The 15,486-nt window shown below is 69.2% G+C and carries 16 protein-coding genes; 7 read left to right on the plus strand and 9 right to left on the minus strand.

Annotation, left to right across the window (positions count from 1 at the left end; translation table 11 throughout):
• Positions 1-50 precede the first annotated feature (50 nt).
• Positions 51-1,460: a MocR-like transcription factor YczR gene (gene yczR / locus VC184_RS07345; protein ID WP_323987647.1), complete on the plus strand. Its 1,410-nt coding sequence runs from the start codon at positions 51-53 to the stop codon at positions 1,458-1,460.
• Positions 1,461-1,490: 30 nt separating this feature from the next.
• On the opposite strand, the gene VC184_RS07350 is transcribed toward yczR, so the two are convergent.
• Positions 1,491-1,745: a hypothetical protein gene (locus VC184_RS07350; protein ID WP_282502533.1), complete on the minus strand. Its 255-nt coding sequence runs from the start codon at positions 1,743-1,745 to the stop codon at positions 1,491-1,493.
• A gap of 116 nt (positions 1,746-1,861) precedes the next feature.
• Here VC184_RS07350 and msrA point away from each other — a divergent pair, with 116 nt between their 5' ends.
• The 5 genes from msrA to VC184_RS07375 all read left to right on the plus strand — a co-directional run bounded on the left by msrA (position 1,862) and on the right by VC184_RS07375 (position 5,838).
• The gene (gene msrA, locus VC184_RS07355) at positions 1,862-2,389 is read left to right on the plus strand and encodes a peptide-methionine (S)-S-oxide reductase MsrA (protein WP_112614640.1); all 528 of its coding nucleotides are present in this window, start codon (positions 1,862-1,864) and stop codon (positions 2,387-2,389) included.
• A 155-nt stretch (positions 2,390-2,544) separates the two neighbouring features.
• Positions 2,545-3,051: a single-stranded DNA-binding protein gene (gene ssb, locus VC184_RS07360; protein WP_282502534.1), complete on the plus strand. Its 507-nt coding sequence runs from the start codon at positions 2,545-2,547 to the stop codon at positions 3,049-3,051.
• 39 nt (positions 3,052-3,090) lie between these two features.
• A complete protein-coding gene (locus tag VC184_RS07365; RefSeq protein WP_282502535.1) occupies positions 3,091-3,582 on the plus strand; it encodes a DUF6993 domain-containing protein in 492 nt (163 codons plus the stop codon).
• A 56-nt stretch (positions 3,583-3,638) separates the two neighbouring features.
• The gene (gene ettA / locus VC184_RS07370) at positions 3,639-5,318 is read left to right on the plus strand and encodes an energy-dependent translational throttle protein EttA (protein ID WP_114589449.1); all 1,680 of its coding nucleotides are present in this window, start codon (positions 3,639-3,641) and stop codon (positions 5,316-5,318) included.
• A complete protein-coding gene (locus tag VC184_RS07375; RefSeq protein WP_323987648.1) occupies positions 5,311-5,838 on the plus strand; it encodes an acyl-CoA thioesterase in 528 nt (175 codons plus the stop codon). Before ettA ends, VC184_RS07375 begins: the two co-directional genes overlap by 8 nt.
• Here VC184_RS07375 and VC184_RS07380 read toward each other — a convergent pair.
• A complete protein-coding gene (locus VC184_RS07380) occupies positions 5,816-6,739 on the minus strand; it encodes an acyl-CoA thioesterase (protein WP_282502572.1) in 924 nt (307 codons plus the stop codon). The two genes, VC184_RS07375 and VC184_RS07380, sit on opposite strands and share 23 nt — an antisense overlap.
• 44 nt (positions 6,740-6,783) lie before the next feature.
• Between VC184_RS07380 and VC184_RS07385 the strand changes: the two genes are divergently transcribed.
• Positions 6,784-7,458, plus strand: coding sequence for a hypothetical protein (locus VC184_RS07385; RefSeq protein WP_274177844.1), 675 nt, complete (start codon positions 6,784-6,786; stop codon positions 7,456-7,458).
• Position 7,459: 1 nt separating this feature from the next.
• On the opposite strand, the gene VC184_RS07390 is transcribed toward VC184_RS07385, so the two are convergent.
• The 7 genes from VC184_RS07390 to pepN form a co-directional block, all read right to left on the minus strand.
• A complete protein-coding gene (locus VC184_RS07390) occupies positions 7,460-7,930 on the minus strand; it encodes a globin (RefSeq protein WP_114589451.1) in 471 nt (156 codons plus the stop codon).
• Positions 7,927-9,051, minus strand: coding sequence for a mechanosensitive ion channel family protein (locus VC184_RS07395; RefSeq protein ID WP_269266261.1), 1,125 nt, complete (start codon positions 9,049-9,051; stop codon positions 7,927-7,929). The genes VC184_RS07390 and VC184_RS07395 overlap by 4 nt, the downstream gene beginning before the upstream one ends.
• Before the next feature lie 46 nt (positions 9,052-9,097).
• Complete coding sequence (locus tag VC184_RS07400; protein WP_205289308.1) at positions 9,098-9,772, minus strand: response regulator transcription factor; 675 nt, start codon at positions 9,770-9,772, stop codon at positions 9,098-9,100.
• The gene (locus VC184_RS07405) at positions 9,762-11,024 is read right to left on the minus strand and encodes a sensor histidine kinase (protein WP_323987649.1); all 1,263 of its coding nucleotides are present in this window, start codon (positions 11,022-11,024) and stop codon (positions 9,762-9,764) included. Before VC184_RS07405 ends, VC184_RS07400 begins: the two co-directional genes overlap by 11 nt.
• Before the next feature lie 10 nt (positions 11,025-11,034).
• Positions 11,035-11,847 carry an ABC transporter permease gene (locus VC184_RS07410; RefSeq protein ID WP_274177846.1) on the minus strand — a complete coding sequence of 271 codons (813 nt, stop codon included), beginning with the start codon at positions 11,845-11,847 and terminating at the stop codon, positions 11,035-11,037.
• Complete coding sequence (locus VC184_RS07415) at positions 11,844-12,758, minus strand: ABC transporter ATP-binding protein (protein WP_274177847.1); 915 nt, start codon at positions 12,756-12,758, stop codon at positions 11,844-11,846. The genes VC184_RS07410 and VC184_RS07415 overlap by 4 nt, the downstream gene beginning before the upstream one ends.
• A gap of 108 nt (positions 12,759-12,866) precedes the next feature.
• A complete protein-coding gene (gene pepN, locus VC184_RS07420) occupies positions 12,867-15,413 on the minus strand; it encodes an aminopeptidase N (RefSeq protein ID WP_323987650.1) in 2,547 nt (848 codons plus the stop codon).
• Between the last annotated feature and the right edge of the window lie 73 nt (positions 15,414-15,486).

Below are 15,486 nucleotides of genomic sequence, written 5' to 3' on the forward strand. Positions count from 1 at the left end.
ACTGCAGGATTGGCCGTAGCAAAAGATGCCAATTACCGTATGGTGGCCGTATGCACTCCCGGATCTCCGCCAGGTCGCTGGAAGCGTCGCTCGGAGGATGGCGTACCCGCGAGCCGGCCTATGAAGCGCTCGCGGACGGCATCCGACTGCTGTGTCTGGACAACCGCATCGCGGCGCGCACCCTACTCCCTGCCGAGCGCGCCCTGGCGCATACGCTGGGGCTGAGCCGCACGACGGTGGCGAGCGCCTATGCGAGCCTGCGCGCGAGCGGGCACATCGAGAGCGTGCGGGGCTCGGGCAGCGTCACCACTGCTCAGCCGTTGCGCGGGGGTGGGACGGTGTTCGCCGAACCGGGGGCGATCGACCTGCAGCAGGCGAGCCCGAGCGCCTGGCCGGGCTTGGCCGGCGTGATGGCGGAGATGGCGTCGGATGCGGCCCGACTCGTCTCGCGGACCGGATACGACACCCTCGGGTCGACCGGCCTGCGCGACGCCATCGCCGAACGCTACACCGCGCGTGGCATTCCCACGTCGCGCGATCAGATCCTCGTGACCGCGGGCGCGCAGAGCGCCATCCACCTCATCGCCGAGGTGCTCGTGGCGCGGGGCGATCGCGTGCTCGTCGAGACGCCGACCTATCCGCATGCGGCGGAGGCTCTCCGGGCCGCGGGAGCGCGGCTCGTAGCCGTACCCGTGACGACTGCGCACGGCTGGGACCTCGACCGCCTGGACGAAGCCCCGCGACGGACGCGACCGACGCTCGCCTACCTGATGCCCACGCTGCAGAACCCGACCGGTCGCTCCATGACGGCGACGGAGCAGAATGCACTGCGCGAGGTGGCTCAGCGGGGGTGCACGCTCGTCGTCGACGAGACGACGGCCGAACTGTCGTTCGACGCACCGGCACCCGCAGCCCTTCCGGACGACGACGTCGTGCGGATCGGTTCGCTCGGCAAGACGGTGTGGGGCGGCCTGCGCGTCGGATGGGTTCGCGCCCAGCCGGAGGTCATCCGGCGGCTGCATGCGGCGCGGCCGGCGCGCGACCTCGGCACGCCCGAGTTCGAGCAGGAGGTGGCGGCGAGGCTGATTCCGCGGATGCCGGAGATCCTGCCGCAACGCGCCGAGTTGCTCGCCACGGGATACCGCGCGGTCCGAGCCGCGCTGCGCGACAGGCTGCCGGATTGGGACGTCCCCGAGGTCTGCGGTGGCGTGGCGCTCTGGGTCGGTCTTCCGGCGCCGCTCAGCGGACCGCTCGTTCTGGGTGCCCGTGCCGAGCACGTGTATCTCAGCGGCGGACAGCGCTTCGCGGTCGACGGCGGGCACGAGAACCGTCTGCGGATTCCGTTCACCGCGTCGCCTGCAGAACTGGAGCGCGCCGTCGAAGTGCTGGCCTCGGTGTGGCCGCGCCTGGCGAGCGGAGCTCGGACGGCCGGCCCCACGCCTCTCGACGCCCTGGTCTGAGCTGTGCGAGCCGGGCAGAGCGGGCGAAGGTCAGCGAGAGAGTCGGAGGGTGTCGGACGCCTCATTGATGCGCCAGAACTCGCCGATCGCCCGGAAGGAACGTGACGGCGGGTGGAACCGGAGCGCGCGGAAGCGGTCTCCGGTGGGCGTCTGGACGCGCGCGACGAGGCCCCTGACGTGTCCATCGCCCTCGACGACTCGCCAGCGGTCGGTCCCGATAGCGATGAGCTCGCCGCCCGGCCGCTGTTCCCGGGCCTGTGGGGTGTGGGCCTGCACCAACGTCATGATCTCCTCCTCGCGAACGAGGCTAGAACGGGCCTCGGACATCCGCGGGAACACGCGGACGGCGCCCGTGGTTGGCTAGGGTGAGACCTCGCGCAAGCGGGAGAACGGAGCTTTCCATGACCACCACCTTCATCCTCGCCGGCGGCTGCTTCTGGTGCCTCGATGCCGCTTATCGTGCGCTCGACGGTGTGTCCGAGGTCGTGTCGGGCTACATCGGCGGGCACGTTCCGCACCCGAGCTACGAGGCGGTGTGCACCGGCACGACCGGTCATGCCGAGGCGGTGTCGGTGACGTTCGACCCCGATGTCATCCCGGCCGACGTCATCCTCGATGCGTTCTTCACGATGCACGACCCGCGTCAGCTCAATCGCCAGGGTGCCGATGTCGGCACTCAGTACCGCTCGGCCATGTTCCCGCTCGACGAAGACCAGCGCGAGCTCTTCGCGGCGGCCCGCGACCGCGCCGACGAGATGTGGGGTGGCGGGGTCGTGACGACGATGGAACCCGCCGACACGTTCTACCCGGCCGAGGACTACCACCAGGACTTCTTCGCGAAGAACCCGGGGCAGGGATACTGCCTCGCGGTGGCCGTTCCCAAGGTGAACAAGGTGCGCGCGCGCTTCGCGGAGTACGCCCGCAGCTGACTCCTCCCCAGCGCGATTCGAGGGCGGTTCTGCACCGATGTGCGGAACCGCCCTCGGTGTTCCGGCGCCGGGGCCGAGGCTGGAAGCGCTCCGGCACCCGACGGGCACTCGGGTGTCGGAGCGTCCCACCTTCCGTGCCCTGCTGAGGAGCAGACATGTCAGATCGCATCACCGTCATCGGCAACATCGCCACCGAGCCCGAGCAGCGACGGACGGGTACCGGCATCCCGGTCACGAGCTTCCGTCTCGCGAGCAGCCAGCGCTACCGGGACGCCCAGTCCGGCGAGTGGATCGACGGCACCACCAACTGGTACCGGATCAGCGTGTTCCGTGGGCTCGGAGAGAATGCGTTCGCGTCCCTGCGGAAGGGGCAGCGGGTCATCGTCGACGGGCGGCTGCGGCTGAAGGAGTGGGAAGCCGGCGAGAAGCGCGGCATCGAGATCGAGATCGACGCCGACGCGATCGGTCCCGACCTCAAGTGGGGGACCGCGTCGTTCCAACGGACCCCCCGCACGGATGCGGCCGGTCCCGCACGTCCCGGCGGGGCGGCCGATGGCACCGAGGCCGCCGGCGAGAACGCGGCCCACCCCGTGACCACCGACGGCCAGTGGGCCGTCGCTCCGGTGCCCGAGAGGGACCCCGTCGAGCCGACGCCGTTCTGACGCCGCGAGTCGGGGACCGGGGCCGCCTAGAATTCAGACATGCGCTCGCCTCGTCCCCGGTTCACTCGCTCGCTCGTGGGAACGGCCGGCGCTCTCGTCCTCGCCGCATCCCTCGCCGGGTGCTCGATGCTCTTCCCCGAGGAGCCCCCGGCGACATCCACAGCGCCCACGCCGGCACCGACCACCACGGAAGGTCCGGCGCCCCTGTCGCCCGAGAGCACCGCGACTGACAACCTGCCGCTGTTCTCCGAGGTGATGAACCAGGTGGCGGCGTCGCCCGACAGCGTCGCGGGGCGGGCGTACATCGATGCGCTCGTGGCAGCCGGTTTCGACAAGTCGACGATGCAGGTGACGGCCGACCGCACCTCCGTCGACGACCCGGTCGACAGCTTGCAGTTCTCGGTCCTGTGGGCGGGGGAGTGCCTGGTCGGACAGGTGGGTCCATCGACTCCCGCCCCCACGGCGACGGTGTTGCCCGAACTGCCGAGCGGTGGCTGCCTGATCGGCCAGACGCGCCCCATCGACTGGTGAATCGCGGGGTCCGGGCGGGCGAACGCGGCGCCCTCCCGGACTAGACTCGAGACGTTATGGCCGAATACATCTACTCCATGGTCCGCGCCCGCAAGGCCGTCGGCGAGAAGCTCATCCTCGACGACGTCACGATGGCATTCCTTCCCGGTGCCAAGATCGGAATGGTCGGCCCCAACGGTGCCGGTAAGTCGACGATCCTGAAGATCATGGCGGGGCTCGATCAGCCGTCCAACGGTGAGGCGAGGCTCGCGCCGGGCTTCTCGGTGGGCATCCTGATGCAGGAACCGGAGCTCGACGACACGAAGACCGTGCTCGAGAACATCGAGGCCGGGGTCGCGATCAAGCCGAAGCTCGACCGCTTCAATGAGATCTCCGCGCTCATGGCCGACCCCGACGCCGACTTCGACTCGCTCCTGGCCGAGATGGGCACGCTGCAGGAAGAGATCGACGCGGCCGACGGGTGGGACCTCGACTCTCAGCTCCACCAGGCGATGGAAGCACTTCGCACGCCGCCGGCCGACGCCTCGGTGGCGCCGCTGTCGGGTGGGGAGCGCCGCCGCGTGGCCCTCGCGCGTCTGCTCCTGCAGAAGCCCGACCTGCTCCTCCTCGACGAGCCCACGAACCACCTGGACGCCGAGAGCGTGCTCTGGCTCGAGCAGCACCTTCAGGCTTACAAGGGTGCTGTCATCGCCATCACCCACGATCGATACTTCCTCGACAACGTCGCCGAGTGGATCGCTGAGGTCGACCGCGGTCGCCTCATCGGCTATGAGGGCAACTATTCGACGTACCTCCAGAAGAAGGCCGAGCGCCTCGACATCCAGGGCAAGAAGGACGCGAAGCTCGCGAAGCGTCTGAAGGACGAGCTCGAGTGGGTGCGGAGCTCTGCCAAGGGGCGTCAGACCAAGTCGAAGGCCCGTCTGGCCCGCTACGAGGAGATGGCGGCAGAGGCCGAGCGCACGCGCAAGCTTGACTTCGAAGAGATCCAGATCCCCGCGGGCCCGCGTCTGGGCAGCGTCGTCATCGACGCGAAGAAGCTTCACAAGGCGTTCGGCGATCGCGTGCTGATCGACGGCCTGAGCTTCAACCTCCCGCCCAACGGCATCGTCGGTGTCATCGGCCCCAACGGCGTCGGAAAGACCACGCTGTTCAAGACCATCGTGGGTCTCGAGCCGCTCGACGGCGGAGAGCTGAAGATCGGCGAGACCGTCAAGATCAGCTACGTCGACCAGTCACGCGGCAACATCGATCCGGAGAAGACCCTCTGGGAGGTCGTCTCCGACGGACTGGACATCATCACGGTGGGCAAGACCGAGATCCCCTCGCGGGCCTACGTGTCGAAGTTCGGATTCAAGGGACCCGACCAGCAGAAGAAGGCGGGCGTGCTCTCCGGTGGTGAGCGGAACCGTCTGAACCTCGCCCTCACCCTGAAGGAGGGCGGCAACCTCCTCCTCCTCGACGAGCCGACCAACGACCTCGACGTCGAGACCCTCAGTTCGCTCGAGAACGCGCTGCTGGAGTTCCCCGGCTGCGCGGTCGTCATCACCCACGACCGGTGGTTCCTCGACCGCATCGCGACGCACATCCTCGCGTACGAGGGCACCGAGGAGAACCCGTCGCAGTGGTACTGGTTCGAGGGCAACTTCGAGGCGTACGAGGCGAACAAGATCGAGCGGTTGGGCGCGGATGCCGCGAACCCCGCCAAGTCGACCTACCGCAAGCTGACGCGTGACTGAGCACACGCCGCACACGGTGGCCTCGGTGGTGACAACTGCCGGGGCCACCCGTGTCCGTATCCCTATCCATCTCCGCTGGGGCGACCTCGACGCTCTGGGGCACGTCAACAACACCTCGATGCTCAAGCTGCTGGAAGAAGCGCGCCTGCGCGCCTTCTGGAAGCCCGAGGCAGGGATGTCGGGCCCGACCACGGCCATCCTCGACGCGCTGAGCCTGTCGGCGGAGACGATGACGCTGATCGCGCGGCAGGAGATCGAGTACCTCGCTCCGGTGCCGTACGGCCAGCGCCCGCTCGACGTCCAGCTCTGGATCGGCCGTATCGGCGGTTCGAGCATCGACGTCTGCTACGAGGTCTACAGTCCCCATGAGGACGACCCGCAGACCTGTTACGCCCGCTCGACTGCCGTCGTGGTGATGGTGTCGACCGAGACCGGTCGGCCCGTCCGCCTGACGGATGAGATGCACCGCGCATGGGCGCCCATCCTCGGGGAGCCGATCACCTACGCTCATCGGCGTTAGGGTCACCAGCATCCGTGGTCGCGGGAACGCGGACCATGATCTCCTGGGCGACGCTGGCGACGAGTGTGCCCGCCCGATCGTAGATCCGCCCGGTCGACAGCCCGCGCCCGCCGCGTGCGCTGGGCGATTCCTGCACGTAAAGCAGCCAGTCATCGACCCGCGCGAAGCGGTGCCACCACATGGCGTGGTCGAGGCTCGCCACCTTGAGGCCGGGCGTCGCCCACGCCAGCCCATGCGCTCGCAGCACAGGCTCCTGGATCGTGAGGTCGCTGAGGAACGCGAGGGCTGCCCGGTGCACCGCGGGGTCGTCGGGCAGGGCTGAGCGGGTGCGAGCCCACACCGCCTGCCGAGGCGTCGCGTCGTCGTCGGGCTGCAGGTAGATCGGCGCCGTGACGTGGCGCAGCTCGATGGGGCTGGCGGAGAAGATCCGCCGGCTGAGCGGGTGCATACCGCTCAGCTGTTCCTCCAGAGCGGGGAGGTCTTCGGGCTGCGGCAGACCGTCGGGCATGGGCTCCGCGTGCTCGACGCCGGGATCCTCATCCTCGAACGAAGCGATCATCGAGAAGATCGGCATCCCGTTCTGGAAAGCCTGGGTTCGCCGTGTCGAGAACGACCGCCCGTCGTGGATGCGATCGACGGAGAAAGTGATGTTCCTCGACGAGTCGCCGGGGCGCAGGAAGTAGCCGTGCATCGAGTGCGGCACGCGTTCGCGCGGCACCGTCCGCATCGCCGCCATCGTCGCCTGTGCGAGCACCTGGCCGCCGAAGACCCGACCCTGGGGCATCACCTGCGACCTGCCGGTGAAGATGTCCTCCATGGTCCGCGCCTCGCTGGAGGAGAGATCGAGCACGCTGAGCATCGCGGCGACGGGATCCGTCTCTTCCGTGAGGCTGTCGGGCATGGGCTCTGAGCTGTGTGCGGGCATCGGTCGGTAGTCTAGGACGGATGTCCGAGCGCCTCCTGTTCCCGCAGCCCGAGGTGGCCCGTGACGTCCTGACATTCGCGGGCCGTGCAGCCCGCCACGGCGACGGCATCCTTCGGCTCCGCGCTCGTGCCGGCGTCCTAGCGCTCTCGTGCGCGCCCCTGGCACCGCGTTCACTGACCGACGCGACTCCGTTCGTGCTTGCGCTCCGGACGGCTCGCGTCGATCCCGAGCTCGAATGCGACCTGACGATCGACGCGGCTGCGCTCGCACCCGATGGCGATGACGACCGTGCCGTGCGACTTCCCGACAGCGGGGTCGCTGCTTCCTGGGCCGGCGTGTCGCCTCCGCGCTCGGGATGGCGCGAGGCCGGCAGCCTCGACTCCGCTCAGGTGTCGCTCCGGGCGCAGTGGGGGATCGCGGCGGTCGCTCGTCAACTCCCCGCCGGCGCCGGCGATGACGTCGTCCATCTCGTCCGCTCGTCGATCTGGGGAGCACCCGACGAGGATCTGGGCGGCCTTCCTCTGGGAGTCGCGTTCGCCGCGGTCGGCCTGGGGTTCATCGCGGGCGCCGAGCACCCGACCATCCGCCGTACCGACGTCTGGACGCGGGTGTCGTTCGCACGGGGCCACGTCCTGACACGGGGGCCGGTCGCGATGGGTCTCACTCCCGTTCGCGCCACGGGAACGCCGCGCTGATTCAGTCCGACGCCGGGGCGTCGGCGGCGGATGCGGGGTGCACGCCCAGCATCGGCCGCCGTGCCGAGCCCTGTGGACCGATGCCGGCCGGCTCGAACGTGTTGACCATGGCGTACGCAGCGCGCTCGAGGTAGTCCCACAGGGTCGCGTCATGGAGCGGGGGCAGCGCGAGCTCGTCGAGTGCCGTGCGCATGTGGCGCAGCCACCGGTCGCGAGCGTCGGGATCTACGTGGAACGGGCGGTGGCGCATTCGCAGCCGAGGATGACCGCGCTCCTCACCGTAGGTGGTCGGGCCACCCCAGTACTGCTCGAGGAACATCGTGAGCCGGTGCGCCGCCGGCCCCAGGTCGGCCTCGGGATACATCGGCCGCAGCACCTCGTCGGCGGCGACCTCTCGGTAGAAGACATCGACGAGGCGGACGAAGGTCTCGTGACCGCCGACCTCGTCGTAGAAGCTGACCTGGTCGCTCACGGGGTGTCTTTCTGCTGATCCGTTGCGTCGCCGTCACCGGCGGGCGCCTCCTGGGCGTCGGGCGATTGCGTCGACGCCGAGGCCCCCTTGCTGCGCTTCGGCCGCCACTGGGGGCGCGCCTTCACCTGCGGCGGTGCCACCGGCTGGGGCTTGGTCCGCGGCGGGTTCGCGCCTCGGATGCTCTGGGCACCCTCGAAACCGGTGAGGACGGTGGAGTTGAGCTGGGGGAGCGCGACGCCGAGCTCGTCCACGGCATCCTTGAGTCGCGCGCGGAGGGCTCGCGCGACATCGTCCTTGGCGTTGGGCCGCGTCTTGACGACGAGACGGATCACCAACGCGTCGCCGCTGATCGATTCGAGCCCCCACAGTTCGGGCTTCTCGATGATGCGGCTGCGCCACTTCGGTTCGCGCGCGAGATCCTTCGCGGCGTCGATCACGGTCTTCTCGACGACATCGACGTCGGCGTCGGTCGGCACGCCGAGATCGATGATCACGCGCGACCAGCCCTGCGACATGTTCCCGATGCGAGTGATCTCACCGTTGCGAACGAACCACAGCGTCCCGTTGACGTCTCGGACATGCGTGACACGGACGCTGACGTACTCGACGATGCCCGTGGCGAGTCCGAGGTCGACGACGTCGCCGATGCCGATCTGGTCCTCGGCCACGATGAACATCCCGTTCAGGACGTCTTTGACGATGTTCTGAGCACCGAAACCGAGACCGGCGCCGATCGCGGCCGACAGCAGGGTGAACGACCCGAGGATGTCGGGGCTGAGAACGCCCACGATCATCAGCAGGGCAACGATGACGATCGTCACGTTGACGATGTTGGTCAGGATCGACCCGAGTGTGCGGGTCCGCTGGACGATACGCACCTGTGCGAGCGGCGACATGTCGATCGCTCGCGTGTCCTCGGCCTCGGCCCGCGTCTTCGCACCGCGCACGATGCGGTCGACGATGCGGGCGATCAGGCGGCGCATCAACCAGGAGAGCGCGAAGGCGCCGAGGATGATGCCCGCGACCGCGACGATGTTCCATCCCGCGTCGGTGAGGAACTTCCAGAACTCCTCGGCGGGGAACTCCCAGGCGAGCGGGACGGCAGTGGTCACGGTGGTCATCGATCCGATTTTACCGAGCGGCACCACGACATTTCCGAGAGAGCCATCAGGCATCGAGGCCGGGCTCGGCGAGCCCGTGCGCGATCAGCACGGCGTGCACGCGATCTCGCGCGGGCAGCTTCGTCAGGATGCGGCCGACGTGCGTCTTGACCGTGGACTCGCTGAGGAAGAGCTCACCGGCGATCTCCAGATTCGTCAGTCCTCGCGCCATGGCAGCCAGCACATCCGCCTCCCGCGCCGTCAGAACGGCCGGGGTGACGGGCTGCGGAGCGGGCAGCCCGGTCGCGGTCACGAGCTCGATCATGCGACGGGTGATCCGCGGAGCGAGCGTCGCCTCGCCTGCGGCGACAGCGCGGACGGCAGCGACGAGCTCATCGCGTCGCGCATCCTTCAGGAGAAAGCCGCCGGCGCCGGCGCGGAGCGCCCCGAACGCATACTCGTCGAGGTCGAACGTCGTGAGCACCAGCACGGCGACGGTCGGATGCTCGCCCCGAATGCGAGCGGTGGCTTCGATGCCGTCGACCACCGGCATGCGCACATCCATCAATACGACGTCGGGCGACGACTCGGAGACGGCGCGGAGGGCGGCCGCGCCATCGGCTGCCTCGCCGACGACTTCGATGCCGTCAGCGGCGTCGAGCACCATCCGGAAGCCGAGGCGGATGAGCTGCTGGTCGTCGACGATCAGCACGCGGATCGGCGAAGCTGGATCAGCGGTCATTATTCTCCTGTTCGAGGGGGATGACGGCGTGCACGCGCCACCCACGGCCCGATCCCGGTCCCGCGGTCACCGCTCCGCCCGCCAGGACCACGCGCTCTCGGAGGCCACGCAGGCCGTACCCCGATGACGACGTCGTCGAGGAAGCGACCGGCTCGCCGTCGTCGACGATATCGACCTGGACTGCGTGAGGACGGTAACCCACCCGCACGTCGATCCGTTCGGCACCGCGTGCGTGGCGCATCGCGTTCGTGACGCCTTCCTGCACGATGCGCGAGATCGCGAGTTGCACCGCGCTGCTGAGGTCCGGTCTGTCGCCCGAGATGGTCAGAGTCGCGTCGAACCCGGCGGCGCGCGCGGAATCGACCGTGTCCGCGGTCGTGTCGCGTGCCAGCGGGGCGAGCGGAGCGGCGTCGTCCTCGCGGAGGATGCCGAGGGTCGCGCGCATGTCGCTGAGGGCTTCGCGCCCCGTCGATGCGATGGCGGTGGCGCCGGGACGGGCGCGGTCGATGTCGCTCGATGCGGCGACGCCCTCGGCCAGGGCCACCATCACCGTCAGCGAGTGAGCGACGATGTCGTGCAGCTCCCGGGCGATCCGGTCGCGTTCCGATGCCGCGGCGAGGCGCGCCTGCTGATCGCGTTCGACGACGAGCTGGCGCGACCGGTCGATGAGAGCGGCGACGTAACGGTGCCGGTTGCCGACATTCGTGCCGATGAGGGCCCCGATGAGCGCGCTCAGGCCCTCGCCGACCAGCGCGTTCCAGGCGATCATCGGGCCGATCATTCCCGTGAACGCGAGGCCGGCCACCAACGCGGCGATGGTGCCGAACGCGACGGCCACACCGATCAGGCAGGCCCGAGCACTCCGATGGACGGCGAGGGTGTACGCCGCGATGCCGAGCATCGGCCCACCGGTCGGCGCAGGGGCAAGAAGGTAAGCCAGCGCGACCGCCACGGCTCCGACGAACACGAGCGTCGGGTAGCGCCTGCGCACGAGGAGCGAGGCGCACCCGAGCACGACCACGACCATGACGATAGGAGCCGTGGTGGCCCAGAGCCGGCCGACACCGATCGCGTCGTCGATGCGATCCGTGAAGCTCGTCGCCGGGACGAGCGAGAAGGCCAGGCAGATGAGCGCGGTGAGGATGTCGGCGAAGACCGGGTGCCGCCCCCAGAACCGCCGGAGGAATCCGGGCGGACGCGGAAGCCGCAGCTCATCGTCGGGCGACGATGAGCCACGGCTTCCGGGAGACACTCCTCGTACCCTACGCGTCGGTCGAGCGGAGGATAGCCCAGCCGCCGAGCAGCGTCGCGGTCGGCCACGCGAGCAGCGTGATGAGGCCCGTGACGAAGTCGTCGGAACCGGGCGAGGTCACCGTCTGCGCTGCGCTCGCGGGCAGGTACTTGCCCAGGTCGACGATCCACGCCCACGATTCCCCGCCGAAGGCGAACAGGCTCAGGACGATCGGCATGACGAACAGGATGCCGACCGTGGCGGCGATCGCGCCGGCGCCGTTGCGAATGATGAAGCCCCATCCGAGTCCGAGCAGGGCGAACGTGGCCATCGCCAGAACACCGAGTACGAGGGGGAGCACCGACGATTCCGCGTCCGCCCAGTCGATGGCACGGTCGCCGAAGATCGGCGCGGAGGCGACGACCGACACGATCGTGGTGACGACCGTCGTGGCGGCGAGCAGCAGTGCGACCACGACCGCCTTCGCGACGAGCACGGCACCGCGTCGTGGCTCGGCGGTCAGGGTCGATCGGATCATGCCGGTCGAGTACTCGCCGGTGATCGCCATGGCACCGAGGATGCCCGCCACCAGCATCGTGAACTGCATCGGAGCGACGATCGCGCTGACCGGGTTGAAGTCGCCACCGAAATCCTGCGAAGCCCACGCCATGAGCAGCGAGATGCCGATCGCGAGGACGGCCGTGACTCCCAGCGACCACCAGGTGGAGCGCAACGAGAGCAGCTTGATGGTCTCGCTGCGGACAAGGCGACCGAACGACAGTCGCGCGTTCGGCGGCGTGGCGCGCGCCGGCGCGGGGGTCTGCACGGTGGTGGTGGCGGTCATCGCGCCGCTCCCTTCGTCTGGTATTCGACCGACCCCTCGGTGAGGGCGAGGTAGGCGTCTTCGAGCGATCCCACGCGCGGTGTGAGCTCGTGAAGCGGGATGCCGTGCGCGGCTGCGGTGTCGCCGATCGCGGCCGCGCTCAGGCCGGCGACCTGCAGGAGTCCCGGCTCGCCCGTGGTCACCGCGACGTCGGGGCCGGCGATGAGGCGGGTGAGTTCGTCGGCCCGCGGGGTGCGGACGACGACAGTGTTGCTCGTCCACGAGCGGACCAGATCGTCGATGCCGGCATCAGCCAGCACGCGGCCTCGGCCGAGCACGATCACGTGGTCGGCGGTGAGGGCCATCTCGCTCATGAGGTGGCTCGAGAGCAGTACCGTCCGCCCTTGCGCCGCCTGACCGCGGACGAACTGCCGGACCCAGCGAACGCCCTCGGGGTCGAGACCGTTCACCGGCTCATCGAGGATCAGGGTCTGCGGATCGCCGAGGAGCGCGGCTGCGATGCCCAGGCGCTGCCCCATGCCGAGCGAGAACTTGCCGGCGCGCTTGCCCGCTACCGAGCCGAGGCCGGTGATCTCGATCACCTCATCGACGCGGGAGCGAGGGATGCCGTGGGTCGCCGCCATCGCGCGCAGGTGGTTGCGCGCGCTGCGGCCGGTGTGGACGGCCTTCGCGTCGAGGAGGATGCCGACCTCGGTGAGCGGTGACCGCAGCGAGCGGTAGTCGCGGCCGTCGATGGTGACGCGCCCGGACGACGGCCGGTCGAGGCCGACGATCATCCGCATCGTGGTGGATTTGCCGGCGCCGTTGGGCCCCAGGAAGCCGGTCACCTTGCCCGACTGCACGGTGAAGCTCACCCCGTCGACGGCCGTCTTGTCTCCGTACCTCTTCGTGAGGCCTTCTGCAACGATCATGCGCCCCACGCTATCGACGGGCGCATCCCGCTGTCGTCCGCCGGGAGTGCCGAGATCGCTGATGGGCGTCGTACCGGAGTACGACGCCCATCAGCATTGCGGATGACGTCAGTCCTGCGCGTCGCGCTCCTGCACAGCGAGCGCCCGCTCGACGCCCGCGAGGTTCTCGGCGACAAGTCGGCGGAGCGCAGCCGGGGCCTCTGCGTTCTCCGAGAGCCACGAGCGGGTCGCGTCGCGCAGCTCGGCGTTGGCGAGGGCCGCCGGGTACAGGCCGACGATGAGGTACTGCGCGATCTGGTAGCTGCGGGATTCCCAAATGGGCAGCAGCATCCGGAAGTACTCCGCCACGTACGGCGTGAGGTGCGTCACGCCCGCCGGGTGGGTGAAGCCGGCGGCCGCCGATCGCACGACGGTGTTAGGCAGGTCGTCGCTCTCGATGAGGGACGCCCATGCGGCGCGCTTCGCCTCGGCCGTCGGCAGTGCCGCCCGCGCCTGCGCCGCGAACTCCCCGCCCTTCGCGGTGTTGTCGGCTGCGAGTGCAGCGTCGATGTCGGACGCCGCGACGGCACCGGACGCGGCGAGCGATACCAGGAGCGCCCACGAGAGGTCGGCGTCGATCTCCAGCCCCGGCAGCACCGTCTCACCCGAGCGCAGCGCACGGACGACGTCCGCGTGCGCAGCCGTCGACGCCGCAGACGCGAACGCGGTCACGAACTGCAGCTGGCTGTCGCTGCCCGCCTCGGCCTGCTGAGCGAGTTCCCACAGCCCGTCGGCGACGCGGGCACGCGCGGCATCCCGGGTCTGCGGATCGACGTACGAGTTCGCTGCGAGCTGGAGCTGTCCGAGCGTCGTGCGCACCGTGGTGGACTCGGTCTCGGTGCCGATGTTGCGGAGCACCAGGTCGATGTAATCGGTCGCTGATGCCTCGGCGTCCCGGGTCTGGTCCCACGCGGCGCCCCACACCAGGGACCGCGCGAGCGGGTCGCTGATCTTCGCGAGGTGCTCGACCGCCGTACGGAGCGAGCGCTCGTCGAGGCGGATCTTGGCGTACGCGAGGTCCTCGTCGTTCAGGAGGACCAGGTCGGGCTGCGCGCGACCCTTCAGCTCCGGCACCTCCGTCAGATCGCCGTCCACGTCGAGCTCGACATGGTGCGTGCGCACGAGCGTGCCGCCCTGAAGGGAGTAGAAGCCGACGCCGAGGCGGTGCGGACGGATGGTCGGGTAGTCGGCGGGTGCCGTCTGGACGATGGCGAAGCGGGTGATGATCCCGTCGGCATCCGTGACGATCTCCGGTTCGAGCGTGTTCACGCCGGCCGTCTCGAGCCACTTCTTCGACCAGGTCTCGAGCTCGCGACCGCTCGTGGCCTCGAGCTCGACGAGAAGATCGGACAGCTCCGTGTTGCCCCACGCGTGCTTCTGGAAGTACGCCGAGACGCCGGCGAAGAACGCTTCGACGCCGACCCACGCGGCGAGCTGCTTGAGCACCGAGCCGCCCTTGGCGTACGTGATGCCGTCGAAGTTGACCTGGACATCCTCGAGGTCGTTGATGCGGGCGACGACCGGGTGCGTCGACGGAAGCTGATCCTGGCGGTAGGCCCAGGTCTTCTCCATCGCATTGAAGGTCGTCCAGGCCTCGGTCCACTCGGTCGCCTCGGCCGTCGCGATCGTCGACGCCCATTCGGCGAACGACTCGTTGAGCCAGAGGTCGTTCCACCACTTCATCGTGACGAGGTCGCCGAACCACATGTGGGCGAGCTCGTGAAGGATGGTCACGACCCGACGTTCCTTCACCGCGTCGGTGACCTTGGAACGGAAGACGTAGGTCTCGGTGAAGGTCACGGCGCCCGCGTTCTCCATGGCGCCGGCGTTGAACTCCGGCACGAAGAGCTGGTCGTACTTCGCGAAGGGGTAGGGGACGCCGAACTTCTCCTCGAAGTAGGCGAAGCCCTGACGTGTCTTCTCGAAGACGTAGTCGGCGTCGAGGTACTGCCACAGGCTCTTGCGCGCGTAGACGCCGAGGGGGATCACGCGCCCGTCGGCGCTCGTGAGCTCGGAGAAGACCTGCTCATACGGGCCCGCGACGAGAGCGGTGATGTACGAGGAGATCCGGGGAGTCGGCTCGAAGGCCCACGTGGCCGTCCCGCCGTCGCCGGGCACGGGCTCGGGTGTGGGGGAGTTGGAGACGACCTTCCACTCGACGGGGGCCGTGATCGTGAAGCGGAACTCTGCCTTGAGGTCGGGCTGCTCGAACACCGCGAAGACACGACGCGAATCGGGAACCTCGAACTGCGAGTACAGGTAGACCTCGCCGTCGACGGGGTCGACGAAGCGGTGCAGGCCCTCGCCGGTGTTCGTGTAGAGGCAGTCCGCATCGACGATGAGCTCGTTCTGCGCCGCGAGACCGTCGAGTGCGATGCGGGAATCGCTGAATGCCGAGGGGTCGATCGCCCGGCCGTTGAGGGTGATCTCCCGGACATCGCGGGCGATCAGATCGACGAAGGTCGAGGCGCCCTCGGCGGCGGCGAAACGGATGACCGTGCGCGAGCGGAAGATCTCCGCGCCGACGGTCAGATCGAGGGCGATGTCGTAGCTCTGCGTGTCGACGATCGCGCGGCGCTCCTGCGCCTCGATGCGGGTGAGGTTCTCTCCAGGCACGTGCGTTCTGCTCCCAGGGTCGGGGTGAGGATTCGGGGCCGCGCGCTGCTGGCGCCGACGGCAACCGTGCCAG

This window comes from Microbacterium plantarum (genome assembly GCF_035231185.1).
GTDB lineage: Bacteria > Actinomycetota > Actinomycetes > Actinomycetales > Microbacteriaceae > Microbacterium > Microbacterium plantarum.

What these genes read in the sequence shown, in the direction of transcription:
- VC184_RS07400 (WP_205289308.1), bottom strand. Translation starts at nt 9,772, where the DNA reads ATGACCGCTGATCCAGCTTCGCCGATCCGCGTGCTGATCGTCGACGAC.
- VC184_RS07380 (WP_282502572.1), bottom strand. Translation starts at nt 6,739, where the DNA reads ATGCCCGACAGCCTCACGGAAGAGACGGATCCCGTCGCCGCGATGCTC.
- VC184_RS07385 (WP_274177844.1), top strand. Translation starts at nt 6,784, where the DNA reads ATGTCCGAGCGCCTCCTGTTCCCGCAGCCCGAGGTGGCCCGTGACGTC.
- VC184_RS07395 (WP_269266261.1), bottom strand. Translation starts at nt 9,051, where the DNA reads ATGACCACCGTGACCACTGCCGTCCCGCTCGCCTGGGAGTTCCCCGCC.
- ssb (WP_282502534.1), top strand. Translation starts at nt 2,545, where the DNA reads ATGTCAGATCGCATCACCGTCATCGGCAACATCGCCACCGAGCCCGAG.
- msrA (WP_112614640.1), top strand. Translation starts at nt 1,862, where the DNA reads ATGACCACCACCTTCATCCTCGCCGGCGGCTGCTTCTGGTGCCTCGAT.
- ettA (WP_114589449.1), top strand. Translation starts at nt 3,639, where the DNA reads ATGGCCGAATACATCTACTCCATGGTCCGCGCCCGCAAGGCCGTCGGC.
- VC184_RS07415 (WP_274177847.1), bottom strand. Translation starts at nt 12,758, where the DNA reads ATGATCGTTGCAGAAGGCCTCACGAAGAGGTACGGAGACAAGACGGCC.
- VC184_RS07350 (WP_282502533.1), bottom strand. Translation starts at nt 1,745, where the DNA reads ATGACGTTGGTGCAGGCCCACACCCCACAGGCCCGGGAACAGCGGCCG.
- VC184_RS07365 (WP_282502535.1), top strand. Translation starts at nt 3,091, where the DNA reads ATGCGCTCGCCTCGTCCCCGGTTCACTCGCTCGCTCGTGGGAACGGCC.
- VC184_RS07410 (WP_274177846.1), bottom strand. Translation starts at nt 11,847, where the DNA reads ATGACCGCCACCACCACCGTGCAGACCCCCGCGCCGGCGCGCGCCACG.
- yczR (WP_323987647.1), top strand. Translation starts at nt 51, where the DNA reads ATGCACTCCCGGATCTCCGCCAGGTCGCTGGAAGCGTCGCTCGGAGGA.